Genomic DNA, 16,172 nt, shown 5'->3' on the forward strand with positions numbered 1-16,172 from the left:
TGTCAGCTCTTCATGAAGACATAGTCGGTTTCCTGGCGGCGGAGTTCGCCGGGGCGCAGAACCGCGTTCGGAAAGCCCTCGTGATTGACCGCGTCCGGCCACACCTGGGTTTCAAGGCAGAAACCGGCAAAGGCGCCGTAGCGGCGTCCTTCGAGGCCGGGCACCGGCACGTCGAGCTTGAAGCCGGTATAGAGCTGGACGCCAGCCTCGGTCGTCAGCACTTCCATCGTCACGCCGGAATTGAGGCTGCGGGCAAAGGCGACTGAGTGTTTTGCCATGCGCTCCGGCGAAAGGCAGAAATTGTGGTCGTAGGCGATGCGTTCGCCCTCGGTCTGGCGCTTGAGCGAGGTCATTTCCCTGAGATCGAAGGCGGTGCCTTCGACCGGGCGGATTTCGCCCGTCGGGACCTGGAACTCGTTGGTCGGCAGATAATGGTCGGCGGCGATCATGATGTCGTGGCCAAGCGCGTCCGTGCCGCCATCGAGATTGAAATAGCTGTGCTGGCAGACATTGGCGAGTGTCGGCCGATCGGTCTCCGTCTCGTAGACGACACTGAGCACGCCGCCGGCTTTGAGCTGGTAGGTGCAGCGGATCTGGCAGCTGCCGGGATAGCCGGCGCGGCCGTCCGGGTCGGTGATCGCCAACGTGACGCTGTCCGGTGTGTGGCTGACGATCGTCCAGTTGCGCTTGCCGATGTTGTCGCTGCCGCCATGCAGGTGGGTCACACCTTTTTCATTGCATTCGAGCTGGTAGGTTTTGCCGTCGAGCGTGAAGCGACCGTCGCCAATACGGTTGGCGCAGCGGCCGGGCGTCGCGCCAAAATAGGGGGAATGGTCGAGATAGCTTTCGAGATCGGTGAACCCGAGCACCAGCGGCGGCTCATGGCCATCCAGCCGCAGATCCTGGATCACGCTGCCCCAGGTGAGGATATAGGCAGTAAGGCCACCACCGGAGAGCACGACACGATGAACCGGCTCACCCGATGGCAGGTGTCCGAAGATTTCCGTATCCGCATGCTTGTCCATCGCCTGGCTCCCCCACAGCGCCGCGCGTCTTAGCAGACGCGCAAAGGTCGCTGTACACTCTAGAACTGCTGCATGTTGTATCCTTAAATCGGCTAGAGCGCCGTGCGTTCAGATGAACACACAAAGGACGCTCTAGCACTTTGATTCTAGAGCATCTTATCCGCTTTCAGTGATTCCACTTGAAAGCGGGATGCTCTACGATTTACGGAAACATGCAGTCCTCACGACAAGCAACCTGCGTCATTTCAGGTGGATCGGCAACCGGAAATCGAGATTTTCTGCGGTAGATTCAGCGTGATAGTTGTTTCGTCGCGTCCTGCAGTCCGGCAAGCGTCAAGGGAAACATCCGTCCGCCTACGAGGCTCCTGATCATGCCGATCGACTGAGTGTAGCCCCAATGCTGCTCGGCAACCGGATTGAGCCAGATAGACCGGGGAAAATGGGCGGCGATACGCGAGAGCCAGAGCCCGCCGGCCTCGTCGTTCCAATGCTCGACCGAACCGCCGGGGTGGCTGATCTCATAGGGGCTCATCGATGCGTCGCCGACGAAGATCGCGCGGTAGTCGCTGCCGAAGGTGCGCAGCAGCTCCGCCGTGCGGGTGATGTCGGCGCGCCGGCGGCGATTGTCCTTCCACAGGCCTTCGTAGACGCAATTGTGGAAGTAGAAGTGCTCCATGTGGCGGAATTCGCCGCGTGCCGCCGAAAACAGCTCCTCAACGATGCGGATATGGTCGTCCATCGAACCGCCGACGTCGAAGAACATCAAGAGCTTGATAGCATTGCGCCGTTCCGGCCGGGTGACGACATCGAGATAGCCGTGCTCGGCGGTGGCGCGGATCGTGCCGGAGAGGTCGAGTTCGTCGGCAGCACCCTGGCGCACCCAGCGCCTGAGCCGTTTGAGCGCCACCTTGATGTTGCGCGTGCCGAGTTCGACCGTGTCGTCGTAATCCCTGAATTCGCGCCGGTCCCACACCTTGACCGCGCGCCGGTGCCGCGAGCCGTCCTGGCCGATGCGCACACCTTCGGGATTGTAGCCATAGGCGCCGAAGGGTGAGGTGCCGGCGGTGCCGATCCATTTGGCGCCGCCCTGGTGGCGCCCTTCCTGTTCGCTGAGCCGCTGGCGCAAGGTCTCCATCAGGGTCTCGAAGCCGCCAAGGCTTTCGACCAGGCGCTTCTCTTCCTCGGTCAGATATTTTTCGGCAAGCTTGCGCAACCACTCTTCGGGGATTTCACCCTGCGCGAACTCGTCTGGCGGATTGATGGCCTCAAGGCCGGAAAAACAATGCCGGAATACGCCGTCGAAGCGGTCGATATGGCGCTCATCCTTCACCAATGCCGTGCGTGCGAGAAAATAGAACGCCTCGATATCGAAGGTGGCAATGCCCGCCTCCATGCCCTCGATCAAGGACAGGAATTCCCGGAGCGTCACCGGGATCTTCGCGGCCTTCAATTCGAGGAAGAAGGGGATGAACATCCGCGGCTCCGGCCCTAGCTTTCGTTCCTGCCGATCAGGTCCATTTCGTAGGGCGTCGTCTGGTACATCTCGTTGATCCAGTTGCCGAAGAAAAGATGCGCATGGCTGCGCCAGCGGTTCTGCGGCGGCAGGGTTGAATCATTGTGCGGGAAGTAGTCATGCGGCATCTTGATCGGTACGCCCGCATCCACATCCCGGAAATATTCGTCCGATAGCGAAGTGGAATCATACTCTACGTGATTGAACATGTAGAGGCGCTTGCCCTTCTTCTCGTGCACGAGGCACACACCCATCTCCTTCGATTCCATCAGGATCTCAAGGTCGGGCACCGCATCGATGTCGGCGCGGCGCACTTCGGTCCAGCGCGACACCGGCACGGCGAAATCGTCGGAAAAGCCGTTGAGATAGACGGAGGAGGGCTGCAGGTTCTGGTGGCGGTAGACGCCGAAAGCCTTCTCCTTCAGCGGATATTTCGGCACGCCATGGAAATGATAGATCGCCGCCATCGCGCCCCAGCAGACGTTCAGCGTCGAATGCACGTTGGTCGTCGTCCAGTCGAGGATGCGCTTGAGTTCGTCCCAATAGGTGACGTCCTCGTATTCCAGCGTTTCGACCGGGGCGCCGGTGATGATGAAGCCGTCGAACTTGCGGGCCTTCACCTCCTCCCAGGTCTCGTAGAAGGCAAGCAGGTGTTCCTCGGAGGTGTTCTTCGCGCGGTGCGCGCCGATGCGGATCAGCGACAGCTCGACCTGCAGCGGCGAGGCGCCGATGAGGCGCGCCATCTGGATCTCGGTCTTGACCTTGTTCGGCATGAGGTTCAGCAGCCCGATCTGGAGCGGGCGGATATCCTGACGGATCGCCACGGTCTCGGTCATCACCCGCACGCCCTCGGTCGCGAGGGTCTCGAATGCGGGCAGCGTATCGGGTATCTTGATGGGCATGGGGCTTCCACTCGATCAATACAAAAAAACCGGCGGCGATTGATCGCGACCGGTCCTCGGAAAATCCACGTTTCCTCGGCCCTTTAGCGATTTGTTTAACGTGGCTGCAAGCCGGCCGGCCAAATCACCACGGATTGTTTGATAGCGCGGCAAGGCCGCGGGGGTCAATGAAAAACGATTCGTGTGGGTTGGCCCCTCATCCGGCTGCCGCCACCTTCTCCCCGCAGGCGGGGAGAAGGGACATTGCCGCGGCCGTTCGGCTCCCTTTCAGGCTTACAGCAGGTGATGAGGTTGCGGTCGCCGCGTTCCCCCGCCCCGCTTGCGGGGAGAGGGTTAGGGTGAGGGGCAATCTGTTGCTAGGTGCAGCAAGTCCAGACCGTTCTGCATGCCATATCCCAGCCGCTTGCCGGCCTCGCTCTGACTGAGCCAGAAGAAGCGAAAGCGGATCGGCGGGCCACCGCTCTCCGGCGTCATTTCGCGGTGCAGCCAGGGTTCCTTTTGTTCGCCGGCTAACGGCCCATGGAAATAGTGCCGGCGATGGCAGATTTTCCGGCCGTTCTGCGTGAAGTGATAGTCCTGCGTTTTAAATGGCAATAATGCCGGCGGCGGCGTCAGCCCGGTCTCCTCGACAAATTCGCGGAAGGCCGCCGCTTCAGGGCTTTCTCCCGGTTCTATCGTGCCGCCCGGGACCTGCAGATCTACATCGGGAAAGTCCGGCTCGTCGAAGACGAGCAGATGCCCTCGCCAGGTGGCGTAGATCAGGACCTTGTTGGCGTCCGGTCTCATCCGTCGCGGCGTGCCATGAAGGCCAGGCGCTCGAAAAGGTGGACGTCCTGCTCATTCTTGAGAAGCGCGCCGTGCAGCTTCGGCAGCATGGTCTTTGGATCGGCGCGCAGGTCGGCCGGGTCGATCTCGTCGGCGACGAGCAGGCGGATCCAGTCGAGCGCTTCGGAGGTCGAGGGCTTCTTCTTCAGCCCCGGCACCTGGCGGATATCGTAGAAGGCGGCAAGGGCTGCCGAAAGCAGCGTCTTGCGGATGCCGGGATAGTGCACCTCGACGATGCGGGCGAGCGTGTCTGCGTCGGGAAAGCGGATATAGTGGAAGAAGCAGCGGCGCAGAAAAGCGTCCGGCAGTTCCTTCTCGTTGTTGGAGGTGATGACGACGATCGGCCGCTGGCGGGCGTGGATCGTCTCGTTGGTCTCGTAGACGTGGAACTCCATCCGGTCGAGTTCCTGCAGCAGGTCGTTCGGAAACTCGATGTCGGCCTTGTCGATTTCGTCGATCAAGAGCACCACACGCTTCCCGGCCTCGAAGGCCTGCCAAAGCTTGCCCTTGCGGATGTAGTTCTTGACGTCGTTGACGCGCTCGTCGCCGAGCTGGCTGTCGCGCAGGCGCGAGACGGCGTCATATTCGTAAAGTCCCTGCTGCGCCTTGGTCGTCGACTTGACGTTCCATTCGATCAGGTCGAGTCCCAGAGCAGCTGCAACCTGCCGCGCAAGCTCGGTCTTGCCGGTGCCGGGCTCGCCCTTGACGAGCAGTGGCCGTTCCAGCCGGATCGCGGCGTTGACGGCGATCATCAGGTCCTTGTCGGCGATATAGTCGGCGGTGCCTTCGAATTGCATGGGCTTCTTCCGGTCATAGTGATGCGGAAAACGGTCCTGCGGGCGAGGGCCGTCGTCATGCTTCTGCAGTAGCGCATAAGCGGTGCAGGTGTCACTGCCGCTGGCTGCGACCCGTCAGACGTCAGCCGCGGAAGGCGGTAACCTCGATCTCGATCAGCATTTCCGGGCGGATGAGATCGCAGACGATCATGGTGGCGGCAGGGCGGATTTCGCCGAACATCTCGCCGAAGATCGGAAAAACCCGGTCGGCGAAACTGGCATCGGTGACGTAGTAGTGATTGCGCACCACGTCTAAGAGCGAGAAGCCCGCCTCTTTCAGCGCGCCCTCGATCGTCTTCAGGCAATTGTGCGCCTGCTCTTCCACCGTTTCCGGCATGGTCATGGTGGCGTAGTCGTAGCCGGTGGTGCCGGAGACGAAACACCAGTCGCCCTTGGCGACGGCACGCGAATAGCCTGCCGTCTTCTCGAAGGGCGAACCGGAAGAGATGAGCTTGCGCGTCATCCCGTCGCTCACGCCCAGGGGCGCGAGGCGGTGGTCGACTTTTCGAAGCTGTCGATGGCCGTTGCCTTCTCCAGCGTCAGGCCGATGTCGTCGAGGCCGTTCAGCAGGCAGTGGCGCTTGAAGGCATCGACCTCGAACTTGACCGTGCCGCCGTCCGGACCAGTAATTTCCTGGGATTCCAGGTCGACCGAGAGGATGGCGTTGGAGCCGCGCGAGGCGTCGTCCATCAGCTTGTCCAGGTTCTCCGGGCTGACGACGATCGGCAGGATGCCGTTCTTGAAACAGTTGTTGTAGAAGATGTCGGCGAACGAGGTCGAGATCACGCAGCGGATGCCGAAGTCGAGAAGCGCCCACGGTGCGTGCTCGCGCGAGGAGCCGCAGCCGAAGTTGTCGCCGGCGACCAGGATCTTGGCGTTCTGGTAGGCGGGCTTGTTGAGCACGAAATCCGGGTTGACCGAGCCGTCCTCGTTGTAGCGCGCTTCGGCGAAAAGTCCGGTGCCGAGGCCGGTGCGCTTGATCGTCTTCAGGTAATCCTTCGGAATGATCATGTCCGTGTCGACGTTGACGACGGGGAGGGGAGCGGCGACGCCGGTGAGCTTGACGAACTTTTCCATAACTTCAGGCCTTCGATTTCAGCGAAATGTTGCGTAAGCGTTTAGATCAGTTTTGCGCCGAAATGAAGGAAAATCTATCCCGAAGATGCTTGCCGGGCGGGTGAAATCGCCTGCCCGGCAAGTGTTGTCGCGGTTGTTTTATCCGTTGGGCGCCTTGCCCGAGGGTTTTGCCGAAATCGGCCGGTGTCTGGCTTCGGTCTCAGCCTGTCTTGACTCTAGCCTGCTTTTACTGGGGCGTTCAGCGCCCAGAGCACGCCGAAGGGGTCGCGCAGCTGCCCGTAGCGATCGCCCCAGAACATCAATTCGATCGGCATCACGACTTCGGCGCCGGCGGCGACCGCCTGGCTCCACCACGCGTCGATGTCGTCGACCGGCAGCATCAGGCTGAAGGCCTGCGGCTTTTCCAGGGCATGGCCGTATTCCGGATAGGCGTCACTGAGCATCAGCGAGCTGCCGTTGATGTGGAGATGGATATGCATCGTCCGGCCCTGGTCGTCGACCGGTTGCCGATAGGCTTCCTTTGCGCCGAAGGCGTGCTTGTAGAATTCCGCCGCCTTGGCCGCGCCGTCGACCTGGAGATAAGGCACCAGGCCGTTGAGGGCCTTCGGCAGCTGGTTTGCGTCTGTTTTCTGCGTCGTGCTGTCCATGTCATGCTCCTGTTGAGGGAATGATGCAGTGGCCATGACCTTTGCTGGCCTGACCCAAGGACGAACGCAAGCGGGTCTTGCCGACACGGGTGTCGCAAAAAAATCGAGCGAGATTGGGCTGCCGCGTCGGGCAGACTCAAGCATTTCGGGAAAAATGCGAAGCGGTTCCCGTCAGGAAGTGCGTAGAAACAAGGAGATAGAGCGCTTCCGCGACGTCGTCTAAACCGGAAACGCTCTGGAGATCGATGCCTAGAGATCGATGATCGTGCCGCGACCGTCGTTCCAGATGCGCATTTCGCGCGGGGCGGCGCCGGAGGTCGGGCGGGCCGTTGCTCGAGCCTGCTTCAGGTTCAGCCGGGCGGCAATGGCGCTGCCGATCGCGACAACGGCGGCGATGCCGGCGAGCGCAAGCGCAAGCGATGCGGTGAAGACGAAGGCTGCCAGCGTAATGGTGATGGCGAGAGCCGTAAAAAGAACAGAACGTATGCTTTGCATGATCGTCACCTTTCTGCTCGGGATGTGGGTGTTGCCGCCGCCGCTTGCAAGAGGGGTGCGGCCGTTCGCCTCGTCTTGCGGAAAAAAGGAAAGGCGGGCACAACTGGCCGCATGACAAAATCGATCGAACATCACCCCGTTCGCCTGCGCCGTTCGGTGCTTTCAGTGCCGGCCGACAATGCCCGCGCACTGGCCAAGGTTGCGGAACTTGCGGCCGATGCCGCGATCTTCGACCTTGAGGATGCGGTGGCGCCGGAGCGCAAGGCCGAGGCGCGGGACGGCCTCGTTCGCCACCTCGTCGAAAACAGGCCGGATTGTGAGGTCATCATCCGCATCAATGCGCTCGGATCGGGCTTCGGCCAGCAGGATCTGGCGGCGGCCGTTTCGGCAAAGCCTGACGCAATCCTGCTGCCCAAGGTCGAAAGTCCGGCCGATATCCAGATCGTCGCCGACTGGCTGGCCGATAACGATGCGCCGGAGGCGTTGCGTCTCTGGGCGATGATCGAAACGCCGCGCGGTGTCGTCAATGCGCCTGTTATCGCCGAGACCGGCCGCACCTTCGGCGGCAGGCTCGATTGTTTCGTCGTCGGCCTCAACGACCTGCGCAAGGAAACCGGTGTTCCCGACCGGCCCGGCCGTCCGTACCTCATCCCCTGGCTGATGCAGATCCTTTTGGCCGCACGCGGGAGCGGTCTCGACGTCATCGATGCGGTGTTCAACGATTTCCGTGACGCCGACGGTTTCGACGAGGAGTGCCGGCAGGGGCGCGACATGGGCTATGACGGCAAGATGCTGATCCACCCGCTGCAGATCGGCCCGGCCAACGAACGCTTCGGCGTCGAGCAGGCGGCCGTCGACGAGGCGCGCGCCATCATCGCCGCCTTCGCGCTGCCGGAGAACGCGGAAAAAGGTGTCATCAATCTTCATGGCCGAATGATCGAGCGGCTGCATCTCGATCAGGCCCTGAAGCTCGCCGCCAAGGCGGAGATGATTGAAAAACGAAAGGCAAGATTTTGAAACTTTACCGCTTCCTCACCGGCCCCGACGATGCGTCCTTCTGCCATAAGGTGACGGCGGCACTGAACCAGGGTTGGTCCCTGCACGGCTCACCGACCTACGCCTTCAATGCGGATACGCAGCACATGCAATGCGGACAGGCCGTATTCAAGGAAGTCGAAGGCAAGGACTACCACCCCGACATCAAGCTGTCGGAACAGTAAAAAGCAGGAACGCTTCGACTTTCCGGCCGGAGCGTTTTTTTGTTTTCCGATTGTTTTTCGGGGGCTCTGCCTCGGAGCGGATGGGGGCTTAGTTGCCCACGTGCTCCACGCTCGCCTCGATCCGTTCCATATCGTCGTCGGAGAGGCCGAAATGGTGGCCGATCTCGTGGATCAGCACATGGGTGATGATGTCGCCCAGCGTTTCCTCGTTTTCCGCCCAATAGTCGATGATCGGGCGGCGATAAAGGATGATCCGGTTCGGAAACTCACCTGTCTCCATGGTGAAACGTTCGCTGATGCCACGGCCTTCGAACAGGCCGAGCAGGTCGAACGGCGTCTCCAGCGCCATGTCCTCGAAGACGTCGTCGCTTGGAAAATCGGCAACCTCGATGATGAGGTCGGTCGTCAGTTGGCGGAACTCCTGCGGCAGGTGGCTGTAGGCTTCCACTGCGAGTTGTTCGAATGTCGTGAGCGTCGGTGCGTGGCGTTCCCGCCAATCATCGGTCTGGTCAATGCGGGCCATAGGCACTCCTTGTTGCCCTCCATATAGCGATTTTGCCTTTGTTTTTCGAGTGTTGAATTCCGGCTGGGGTGGGCGAGGAATAAATTCTTAAACTTGGCTGTTGACTCATGTGGTCAGCTCTGGAATCTATAAGAACATAACAGGAACATCTTAAATGGGAGTTGACCGTCATGGCCGAGAACGCCGTGCAGCGGGAGACCGTTCTTTCGCTTCGCGAAACCATAGCCAGGATCGAAAATCGCAGGCTTGCGGGCGTCGTGAAGGCGGTCAAGGCGGCCGATCCCGCAGGCTTTCGGCGCAAGGAAGAAGGTCACCAGTCCTCCGGCCGCAAGGTCCTGCCGCTCGGCATTCCCGAACTCGACGATATCCTCGAGGGCGGCCTGCCGCTCGAGGGTATGACCGAGATCCGCAATTCCGAGACGCGCGATGCCGGCGCTGCGGCCGGTTTTGCAACCGCGCTCAGCGCCCTTTGTCAGCAGGCGCGCCAGCAAAAGGGCGATGCCGGGGCACCGGTTCTGTGGGTCAGCCAGTCGCTGGCCTCGACCGAGGCCGGCCTGCCCTACGGTCTTGGTCTCAAGGCTTACGGGCTCGACATTCGAAGCCTGATCCTCAGCCTGCCGCGCACGGTGAAGGACGCGCTGTGGATCGCCGAGACGGCGCTTTCCGTCCCGGCCTTCTGTGCCGTCATTCTCGAAATTCGCGGCAATCCGGCATCGCTGGCCTTGAGCGAAAGCCGGCGCCTGCATGTTCGCGCGCGCGCCGGACGCATTCCTCTTCTTCTTCTGCGTCAGTCCGGTCACGAGGAGGCGAGCAGCGCCTTCTTCCGGCTTCATATCGAACCGGCGCCCGCCCGCGAGCGCGCCCTCCCTGACGGTTCGATGCTTTGCGGCAGCATCGGCCATCCCGTCTTTCACGTCATTGCCGAAAAAAGCAGGTCTCCTGCTCCCGTCGGCCTCTTCCTGGAGTGGAACCCCCATGACCGCCGCTTTTACCCCGTCGAGCCCCTACCAGCCGCTGCTGCGGCAGACCCACAACCAGCGCATTCTGTCGCTCGACTTTCCGCATCTTCCGGCCGACCGGGTGGCGCGGAGCCGCTGGGGAACCTCCTGGCTTTCCCGCGGGCGTCCTGATCATCCGCCTGTCGTCTTTGCCGACCGGGTCAGGAATGCGATGCGCCTCGTCGCGCTCGATGGCCTTGCCGAGAAATCAGGATTCCAGTTGGGCCAGGGCGTTGCCGAGGCGCGGGCCATGTGTCCCGAGGTCGATGTGCTGCCCGCCGACCGGGCGGCGGATCGCGCCCTTCTGGAAGGGCTTGCGGACTGGTGCAGCCGCTACACGCCGCTGGTGGCGCTCGACGGCGAAAGCGGCCTTTATCTCGACATTACCGGCTGCGCCCATCTTCTCGGCGGCGAGAAATCGCTTCTCGACGACCTGCTCGCCCGGCTCTTTCATCTCGGCATCGAGGCGCGTGCGGCGATCTCGTCTTCGGCAGGGCTTTCCTGGGCGGTGGCGCGCTTCGGCTCGCAAAGCGTGATCGCTCCGGAGGAGGCCGTACGCGTGCTTGCGCCACTGCCGATGGCTGCCCTCAGGCTTCCAGTCGACATGATCGAAACGCTCGGCCGGGTCGGGCTCAAGCAGGTCGGCGATATCATCGAGGCGCCGCGGGCGCCGCTTGCCCGCCGCTTCGGATCCATTCTGCTCCTGCGCCTCGATCAGGCCATGGGGCTGGAGGACGAGCCGCTCTCGCCGCGGCTCCCCGTTGCCAGCCTCTCGGCCGAGCGGCGGCTTTCCGAGCCGGTCCAGGGTGAGGACGATATTCTCGGCCTGACGCAGGAGCTGGCAGCAAGGCTGAAGCCGGAGCTGGAAAAGCGCGGCGAAGGCGGACGGCTGTTCGAACTGCTGCTGTTTCGCGTCGACGGCCGGGTCTTTCGCATCGCTGCCGGAACGTCTTCGCCGCTGATTGAACCGAGCCGCATTGCCGGCCTTTTCCGCGAGCGGCTGCAGGCGGTGCACGAGGATCTCGATGCCGGTTTCGGTTTCGAGATCCTGCGGCTGTCGGTTCCCAAAAGCGAAAAATACGAGGTGATGCAGGAGGATTTTTCCGGCACGCCGGATCGGCAGCAGCCGCTTGCGGCCTTTGCCGACAGGGTCATGGCGCGGCTGGGCGCAGAAAGCCTGTTTCTGCCCGTCCTGTCGCAGAGCCACGTGCCGGAGCGTGCCGCCGCCTTTCAGCCGCTTGCGGATGTGGAAATGCTGAAGACGGTCGAGGAAGCCGCTTCCACTGTTCCGGCCTGCCTTAGGATGGCTTCCGTTCGACCGCAGCGGCTGTTCCAAAGTCCGGAGCCGGTGGAGGCGGTGGCCGAGGTGCCGGAGGGCCCGCCCAGAAGCTTTCGCTGGCGGCGGAGCCTTCATCGCATAGCGCGCGCCGAGGGTCCTGAACGGATCGCGGCCGAATGGTGGGTCGATGGCGAAAAGGCGGCCGAGCGGGATTATTTCCGGGTGGAGGATGAAAAAGGCCGGCGCTTCTGGCTGTTTCGAGAAGGGCATTATGGCGGGCCCGCACAGCCGCGCTGGTTCATGCATGGGGTCTTCGCATGAGCACGCCCTATTTCGAGATCGGCGCCTGGTCGAATTTCTCCTTCCTCGAAGGAGCCTCCCATCCGGGCGAAATGATCGTTGCCGCCAGCCGCCTTGGTATTTCCGGCCTTGGCGTTGCCGATCGCAATACGGTGGCGGGCGTGGTGCGCGCTCATGCGCAGGCCAAGGTGGAGGCGTTTTCCTTCCAGCCCGGCGCCCGGCTTTCCTTTGCCGAAGACATCCCGGATGTGCTCGCCTATCCGCGCAACCGTCGGGGCTGGGGCAATCTCTGCCGCATGCTGAGTGCTGGAAACCTGCGGGCGAAGAAAGGCACCTGTACGCTCTACGAGACCGACCTTGTCGAATGGGGCGAGGATATCCTGATTGCCGTCCTGCCCGACCCGGTGATCGGGGCGTCGGAGGCTAAAAACCTTGCGGAATTTCTCAAGCGGCTGAAGCCGCATTTTGCCGACCGGCTCTATCTGGCGCTGGTGCCGCGCTATGACGGTTTCGATCAGCTTGTCTTTGCCGGGCTGGCGACCATCGCCCGCAACGTGGGCACGAGGCTGATCGCCACCAACAGTCCGCTGTTTCACGCGCCGGCGCGCCGGCCGCTGGCCGATATCGTCACCGCCATACGCGAGCATGTGACGGTGGCGCAGGCGGGGTTCCGGCTTCAGGCGAATGCCGAACGCCATCTGAAACCACCGGCGGAAATGGCGCGCATCTTTCGCGACTACCCCGAGGCGATCGCCAATACCGGGCATTTTTTCCGCCGGCTGAATTTCACTTTGGCGGAACTCGAATACCAATATCCCGATGAGAGTTTTGCAGGCGAGACGACGACACAGACCCTCAGGCGGCTGACGATGGAAGGCGCCCATGTGCGTTATCCCGAAGGCATTCCCGCGAAGGTCTCGACCCAGATCGAATACGAGCTCGAGCTGATCGCCAGCAAGCGCTATGAGCCCTACTTCCTCACCGTGCGCAACATCATGGAATATGCGCGAAGCGTCGACATTCTCTGCCAGGGCCGCGGCTCGGCGGCAAATTCGACGGTCTGCTACTGCCTTGCCATCACCGAGGTCGATCCGCTTTCGACGACGCTGCTTTTCGACCGGTTCCTGTCGACGGAGCGTGACGAGCCGCCGGATATCGATGTCGATTTCGAGCACGAGAAGCGGGAAGAGGTGATCCAGCATATCTATAGGACGTACGGCAAGGAGCATGCGGGGCTTACGGCCGCCGTCATCAGCTACCGGGCGCGGTCGGCCGGTCGCGAAACGGCCAAAGCCTTCGGCTTTTCCGAGGACGTGCAATCGGCGCTTGCCGGTTCGGTCTGGGGTTGGTCGGCCGCCGACCTGTCGGAACGGGAGGCCAAGGCCGCCGGTCTCGATGTCAAGGATCCAACGACGGTGCGAGTGCTCGACTATGCCACCGCGCTGATGAGCTTTCCCCGCCATCTCTCTCAGCATGTCGGCGGTTTCGTCATCACCCGCGATCGGCTCGACGAGGTGGTGCCGATCATGAACACGGCGATGCCCGACCGCTACATGATCGAGTGGGACAAGGACGACCTCGATACGCTGAAGATCCTGAAGATCGACGTGCTGGCGCTCGGCATGCTGACCTGCATCGCCCGGGCGTTCAAGCTGATGGAGCGGCATTACGGCGTGAGGAAAGACCTGCACACGCTGTTCAAGGATGAGCAGGATGACGTCTACGACATGATCTGCCGGGCCGATACGATCGGCGTCTTCCAGATCGAGAGCCGGGCTCAGATGAGCATGCTGCCGCGGCTCAGGCCTCGTGTCTTCTATGATCTCGTCATCGAGGTGGCGATCGTGCGGCCCGGACCGATCCAGGGCAACATGGTGCATCCCTATCTGAAGCGGCGGGAGCAGCGCAATCGCAACATACCCATCGAATATCCGAGCAAGGAGCTGGAAGTGGTTCTGGAGCGGACCCTTGGTGTGCCTTTGTTCCAGGAACAGGCGATGCAGATCGCTATTACCGCGGCAAATTTCACGCCGGGCCAGGCCGATCAGCTCAGGCGGGCAATGGCGACCTTCAAGCGAACCGGCACCATCCACACCTTCGAGCAAAGGATGGTCGAGGGCATGGTCAACAATGGCTACGACAGAGATTTCGCCGTACGTTGCTTCAAGCAGATCGAAGGCTTTGGCGAATACGGCTTTCCCGAAAGCCATGCTGCGTCCTTCGCGCTGCTCGTCTATGTCTCTTCATGGCTGAAGACCTATTATCCCGATGTCTTCTGCGCAGCACTTCTGAACTCACAGCCGATGGGCTTTTACGCTCCCGCCCAATTGGTGCGGGACGCGCGCGAACATGGCGTGCGGGTGCTGCCTGTCGATATCAACCATTCGAATTGGGATGCGGACCTCGAGAGGGGCGGGCATGATCGTGGTGCGGTGGAGCCGCGCCATCGGGACATGCTGGGTGTGATCAAGACGGAAAAGGCCATCCGCCTCGGCTTCAACCAGGTCAAGGGGCTGAGAGAGATGGAGATCGTGGACAAGCTTATCGCCCATCGCGGCCGGGGCTATACCTCGGTTCGCGATCTCTGGCTGCGCTCGGGATTGCCGCGCTCCGTGCTGGAGAAGCTTGCCGATGCGGATGCGTTCCGTTCGATCGGGCTCGATCGCCGCAACGCGCTTTGGGCGGTAAAGGCGCTGGATGAGAAAAGTGCTGCCGAGCGGTTGCCGCTCTTCGAGCAGGCGACGCAGGACGAATTCCAGCTGGAGCCGGCAGTTTCGCTGCCGGTGATGCTGGAGGGCGAGCAGGTCATCAACGATTACCGCTATCTCTCCTTCTCGCTGAAGGCGCATCCGGTTTCTTTCCTCCGGGCGGAGTTTTCGGGGCAGGGGCTGGTCGAAAACCGCGCGCTTGCCACGGCACCCGTCGGCCGAAGAGTGACGGTTGCCGGGCTGGTGCTCGTTCGCCAGCGTCCAGGCTCGGCCAAGGGCGTGATCTTCATGACGATCGAGGACGAGACCGGCGTCGCCAATGCCATCGTCTGGCCGAAGGTTTTTGAAAAATACCGGCCGGTGATCATGGGTGCGCGTCTCGTCAAGATCCGCGGCCGGCTCCAGCGTGAAAGCGAGGTCATCCACGTGGTGGCGGAGTATATCGAGGATATGACCCCGATGCTCGGGCTGTTGCGCAAGGAGGAGCGCCGCTTCGGCGCCAACGATCGTGCCGACGAGGTGCTGCGACCGACGGCCGACGCGCGCGATAAGAAGGTGCTGAAGGAACTGCGCCTTGCGGCTGCCCGCCGTGCCGCCGGCGCCGATCATCAGGCCGTCGCGACCGAAATTGCCGACGTCATGCCGAAAGGCCGCAACTTCCATTGATGAACAGACACGATGGGCTCGGCTTGGCTTCGAAGGCTCGGTCCCTCACAGCCGTTTCATGACCCGTCCTTCCGGAGCTGGGCTTGCCGTACCGGATTTCGGCCACTCACCTTGGTCTTCCTGCGTAAAAATGTCGCAGTATCCTGCGGCAATCGCCGGGAAATCCACAGAAAGAAAGGTCATCAATGCTACGCTAATATTCTGAAAATACGATGTTTTTTGTCATGTTTAGATTCGTTCTAATCTGCGTGCAAGTTCCGCTTGTGGAGTTTTTTGTTGACAATAAATGTCCTCTTTTGCTTTATGAGCGAATTCAGGACGTTGCGTTTCACAGGCAAGACGACATGCTGGTTTGCAGCTGCAATTTCATCACGGAAAAAGAGATCGAGGACATGATTGTCAGCCTTCTCGATGAAGACTGTTGGCAGCTGATCGTGCCGGCGAAAGTCTATCACGCGATGGAAAAACGCGGTCGCTGCTGCGGCTGTTTCCCCAACGTCGTCGACATCATCATCCGCACCACCGAGCAATATCACGGCCGTCGCGACTCGACGGATGTCGAGATATTTGATTTCATGGCCCGCCTCAAACAATTCCATGAAGACAACCGGAGGGCGGATTTTGAAAGGCGACAAAAAGGTCATCGAGCAGCTTAACGAAGCGCTCTATCTCGAACTCGGCGCCGTCAACCAATACTGGCTGCATTTCCGCCTTCTCGAAGATTGGGGCTACACGCTCCTTGCCAAGAAGGAACGTGCCGAGTCGATTGAAGAAATGCATCATGCCGACAAGCTCGTCGCGCGCATCATCTTCCTCGAAGGTCATCCGAACCTGCAGACGGTCGGACCGCTGCGCATCGGCCAGAACGTCAAGGAAGTGCTGAAGGCGGATCTCGCCGGCGAATACGATGCCCGCACGGCCTACAAGAAATCACGCGACATCTGTCATGACGCCGGAGACTACGTCTCCATGAAGCTGTTCGAAGAGCTGCTTGCTGATGAGGAAGGTCATATCGACTTCCTCGAGACCCAACTCGAACTGCTCGAAACCATCGGCGAAGCGAAATACGGCCAGCTCAACGCAGCACCGGCCAACGAAGCCGAGATCGACTGAGCGTCTCGCACCATTCACACGAGAAAGCCGCCGATCACCTCGGCG

17 protein-coding genes and 1 riboswitch are annotated in these 16,172 nt (G+C 61.4%); of the genes, 7 read left to right on the forward strand and 10 right to left on the reverse strand.

The features are described 5' to 3' along the window. Window positions 1–2: 2 nt before the first annotated feature. The 9 genes from C6558_RS16220 to C6558_RS16260 all read right to left on the reverse strand — a co-directional run bounded on the left by C6558_RS16220 (window position 3) and on the right by C6558_RS16260 (window position 7,320). Window positions 3–1,025 carry an aldose epimerase family protein gene (locus C6558_RS16220; protein ID WP_025425148.1) on the reverse strand — a complete coding sequence of 341 codons (1,023 nt, stop codon included), beginning with the start codon at window positions 1,023–1,025 and terminating at the stop codon, window positions 3–5. A 289-nt stretch (window positions 1,026–1,314) separates the two neighbouring features. After that, window positions 1,315–2,499 (reverse strand): VWA domain-containing protein, encoded by a 1,185-nt coding sequence (locus C6558_RS16225; protein WP_025425147.1) that lies wholly within the window; start codon window positions 2,497–2,499, stop codon window positions 1,315–1,317. Window positions 2,500–2,513: 14 nt separating this feature from the next. Then, complete coding sequence (metA, locus tag C6558_RS16230) at window positions 2,514–3,440, reverse strand: homoserine O-succinyltransferase (protein ID WP_025425146.1); 927 nt, start codon at window positions 3,438–3,440, stop codon at window positions 2,514–2,516. 63 nt (window positions 3,441–3,503) lie between these two features. Continuing rightward, a riboswitch (SAM riboswitch) is annotated at window positions 3,504–3,581 on the reverse strand. 192 nt (window positions 3,582–3,773) lie between these two features. After that, the gene (locus C6558_RS16235; protein ID WP_025425145.1) at window positions 3,774–4,226 is read right to left on the reverse strand and encodes an NUDIX domain-containing protein; all 453 of its coding nucleotides are present in this window, start codon (window positions 4,224–4,226) and stop codon (window positions 3,774–3,776) included. After that, complete coding sequence (locus tag C6558_RS16240; RefSeq protein ID WP_025425144.1) at window positions 4,223–5,062, reverse strand: MoxR family ATPase; 840 nt, start codon at window positions 5,060–5,062, stop codon at window positions 4,223–4,225. Before C6558_RS16240 ends, C6558_RS16235 begins: the two co-directional genes overlap by 4 nt. 121 nt (window positions 5,063–5,183) lie before the next feature. Further along, a complete protein-coding gene (locus C6558_RS16245) occupies window positions 5,184–5,564 on the reverse strand; it encodes a RidA family protein (protein ID WP_025425143.1) in 381 nt (126 codons plus the stop codon). A gap of 8 nt (window positions 5,565–5,572) precedes the next feature. Then, window positions 5,573–6,178 carry a 3-isopropylmalate dehydratase small subunit gene (gene leuD / locus C6558_RS16250; protein WP_025425142.1) on the reverse strand — a complete coding sequence of 202 codons (606 nt, stop codon included), beginning with the start codon at window positions 6,176–6,178 and terminating at the stop codon, window positions 5,573–5,575. A 215-nt stretch (window positions 6,179–6,393) separates the two neighbouring features. Then, window positions 6,394–6,825, reverse strand: coding sequence for a glyoxalase/bleomycin resistance/extradiol dioxygenase family protein (locus C6558_RS16255; protein ID WP_025425141.1), 432 nt, complete (start codon window positions 6,823–6,825; stop codon window positions 6,394–6,396). Window positions 6,826–7,074: 249 nt separating this feature from the next. Further along, entirely contained in the window at window positions 7,075–7,320 is a 246-nt protein-coding gene (locus tag C6558_RS16260; protein ID WP_025425140.1) for a hypothetical protein, read from the reverse strand. Between the two features lie 111 nt (window positions 7,321–7,431). Between C6558_RS16260 and C6558_RS16265 the strand changes: the two genes are divergently transcribed. Then, a complete protein-coding gene (locus C6558_RS16265; RefSeq protein ID WP_025425139.1) occupies window positions 7,432–8,337 on the forward strand; it encodes a CoA ester lyase in 906 nt (301 codons plus the stop codon). Beyond that, entirely contained in the window at window positions 8,334–8,540 is a 207-nt protein-coding gene (locus C6558_RS16270) for a DUF1737 domain-containing protein (RefSeq protein WP_025425138.1), read from the forward strand. Before C6558_RS16265 ends, C6558_RS16270 begins: the two co-directional genes overlap by 4 nt. 88 nt (window positions 8,541–8,628) lie before the next feature. Here the strand turns inward: C6558_RS16270 and C6558_RS16275 are convergent, their stop codons facing one another. After that, window positions 8,629–9,063, reverse strand: coding sequence for a metallopeptidase family protein (locus C6558_RS16275; protein ID WP_025425137.1), 435 nt, complete (start codon window positions 9,061–9,063; stop codon window positions 8,629–8,631). 170 nt (window positions 9,064–9,233) lie between these two features. On the opposite strand from C6558_RS16275, the gene C6558_RS40805 reads away from it, so the two are divergent. From C6558_RS40805 to bfr, 5 genes are all read left to right on the forward strand, one after another. Beyond that, window positions 9,234–10,193 carry an ImuA family protein gene (locus C6558_RS40805; protein WP_025425136.1) on the forward strand — a complete coding sequence of 320 codons (960 nt, stop codon included), beginning with the start codon at window positions 9,234–9,236 and terminating at the stop codon, window positions 10,191–10,193. Next, complete coding sequence (locus C6558_RS16280) at window positions 10,144–11,661, forward strand: DNA polymerase Y family protein (RefSeq protein WP_239637582.1); 1,518 nt, start codon at window positions 10,144–10,146, stop codon at window positions 11,659–11,661. The genes C6558_RS40805 and C6558_RS16280 overlap by 50 nt, the downstream gene beginning before the upstream one ends. Continuing rightward, the gene (locus C6558_RS16285) at window positions 11,658–15,014 is read left to right on the forward strand and encodes an error-prone DNA polymerase (protein ID WP_038575756.1); all 3,357 of its coding nucleotides are present in this window, start codon (window positions 11,658–11,660) and stop codon (window positions 15,012–15,014) included. Before C6558_RS16280 ends, C6558_RS16285 begins: the two co-directional genes overlap by 4 nt. A 242-nt stretch (window positions 15,015–15,256) precedes the next feature. After that, window positions 15,257–15,670, forward strand: a complete 414-nt coding sequence (locus tag C6558_RS16290) for a (2Fe-2S)-binding protein (protein WP_239637581.1) — start codon at window positions 15,257–15,259, stop codon at window positions 15,668–15,670. Then, complete coding sequence (gene bfr, locus C6558_RS16295; protein WP_025425133.1) at window positions 15,636–16,127, forward strand: bacterioferritin; 492 nt, start codon at window positions 15,636–15,638, stop codon at window positions 16,125–16,127. The genes C6558_RS16290 and bfr overlap by 35 nt, the downstream gene beginning before the upstream one ends. Window positions 16,128–16,172 lie beyond the last annotated feature (45 nt).

This window comes from Ensifer sp. NM-2, assembly GCF_003024455.1.
GTDB classification, from domain to species: Bacteria; Pseudomonadota; Alphaproteobacteria; order Rhizobiales; family Rhizobiaceae; genus Ensifer; species Ensifer canadensis.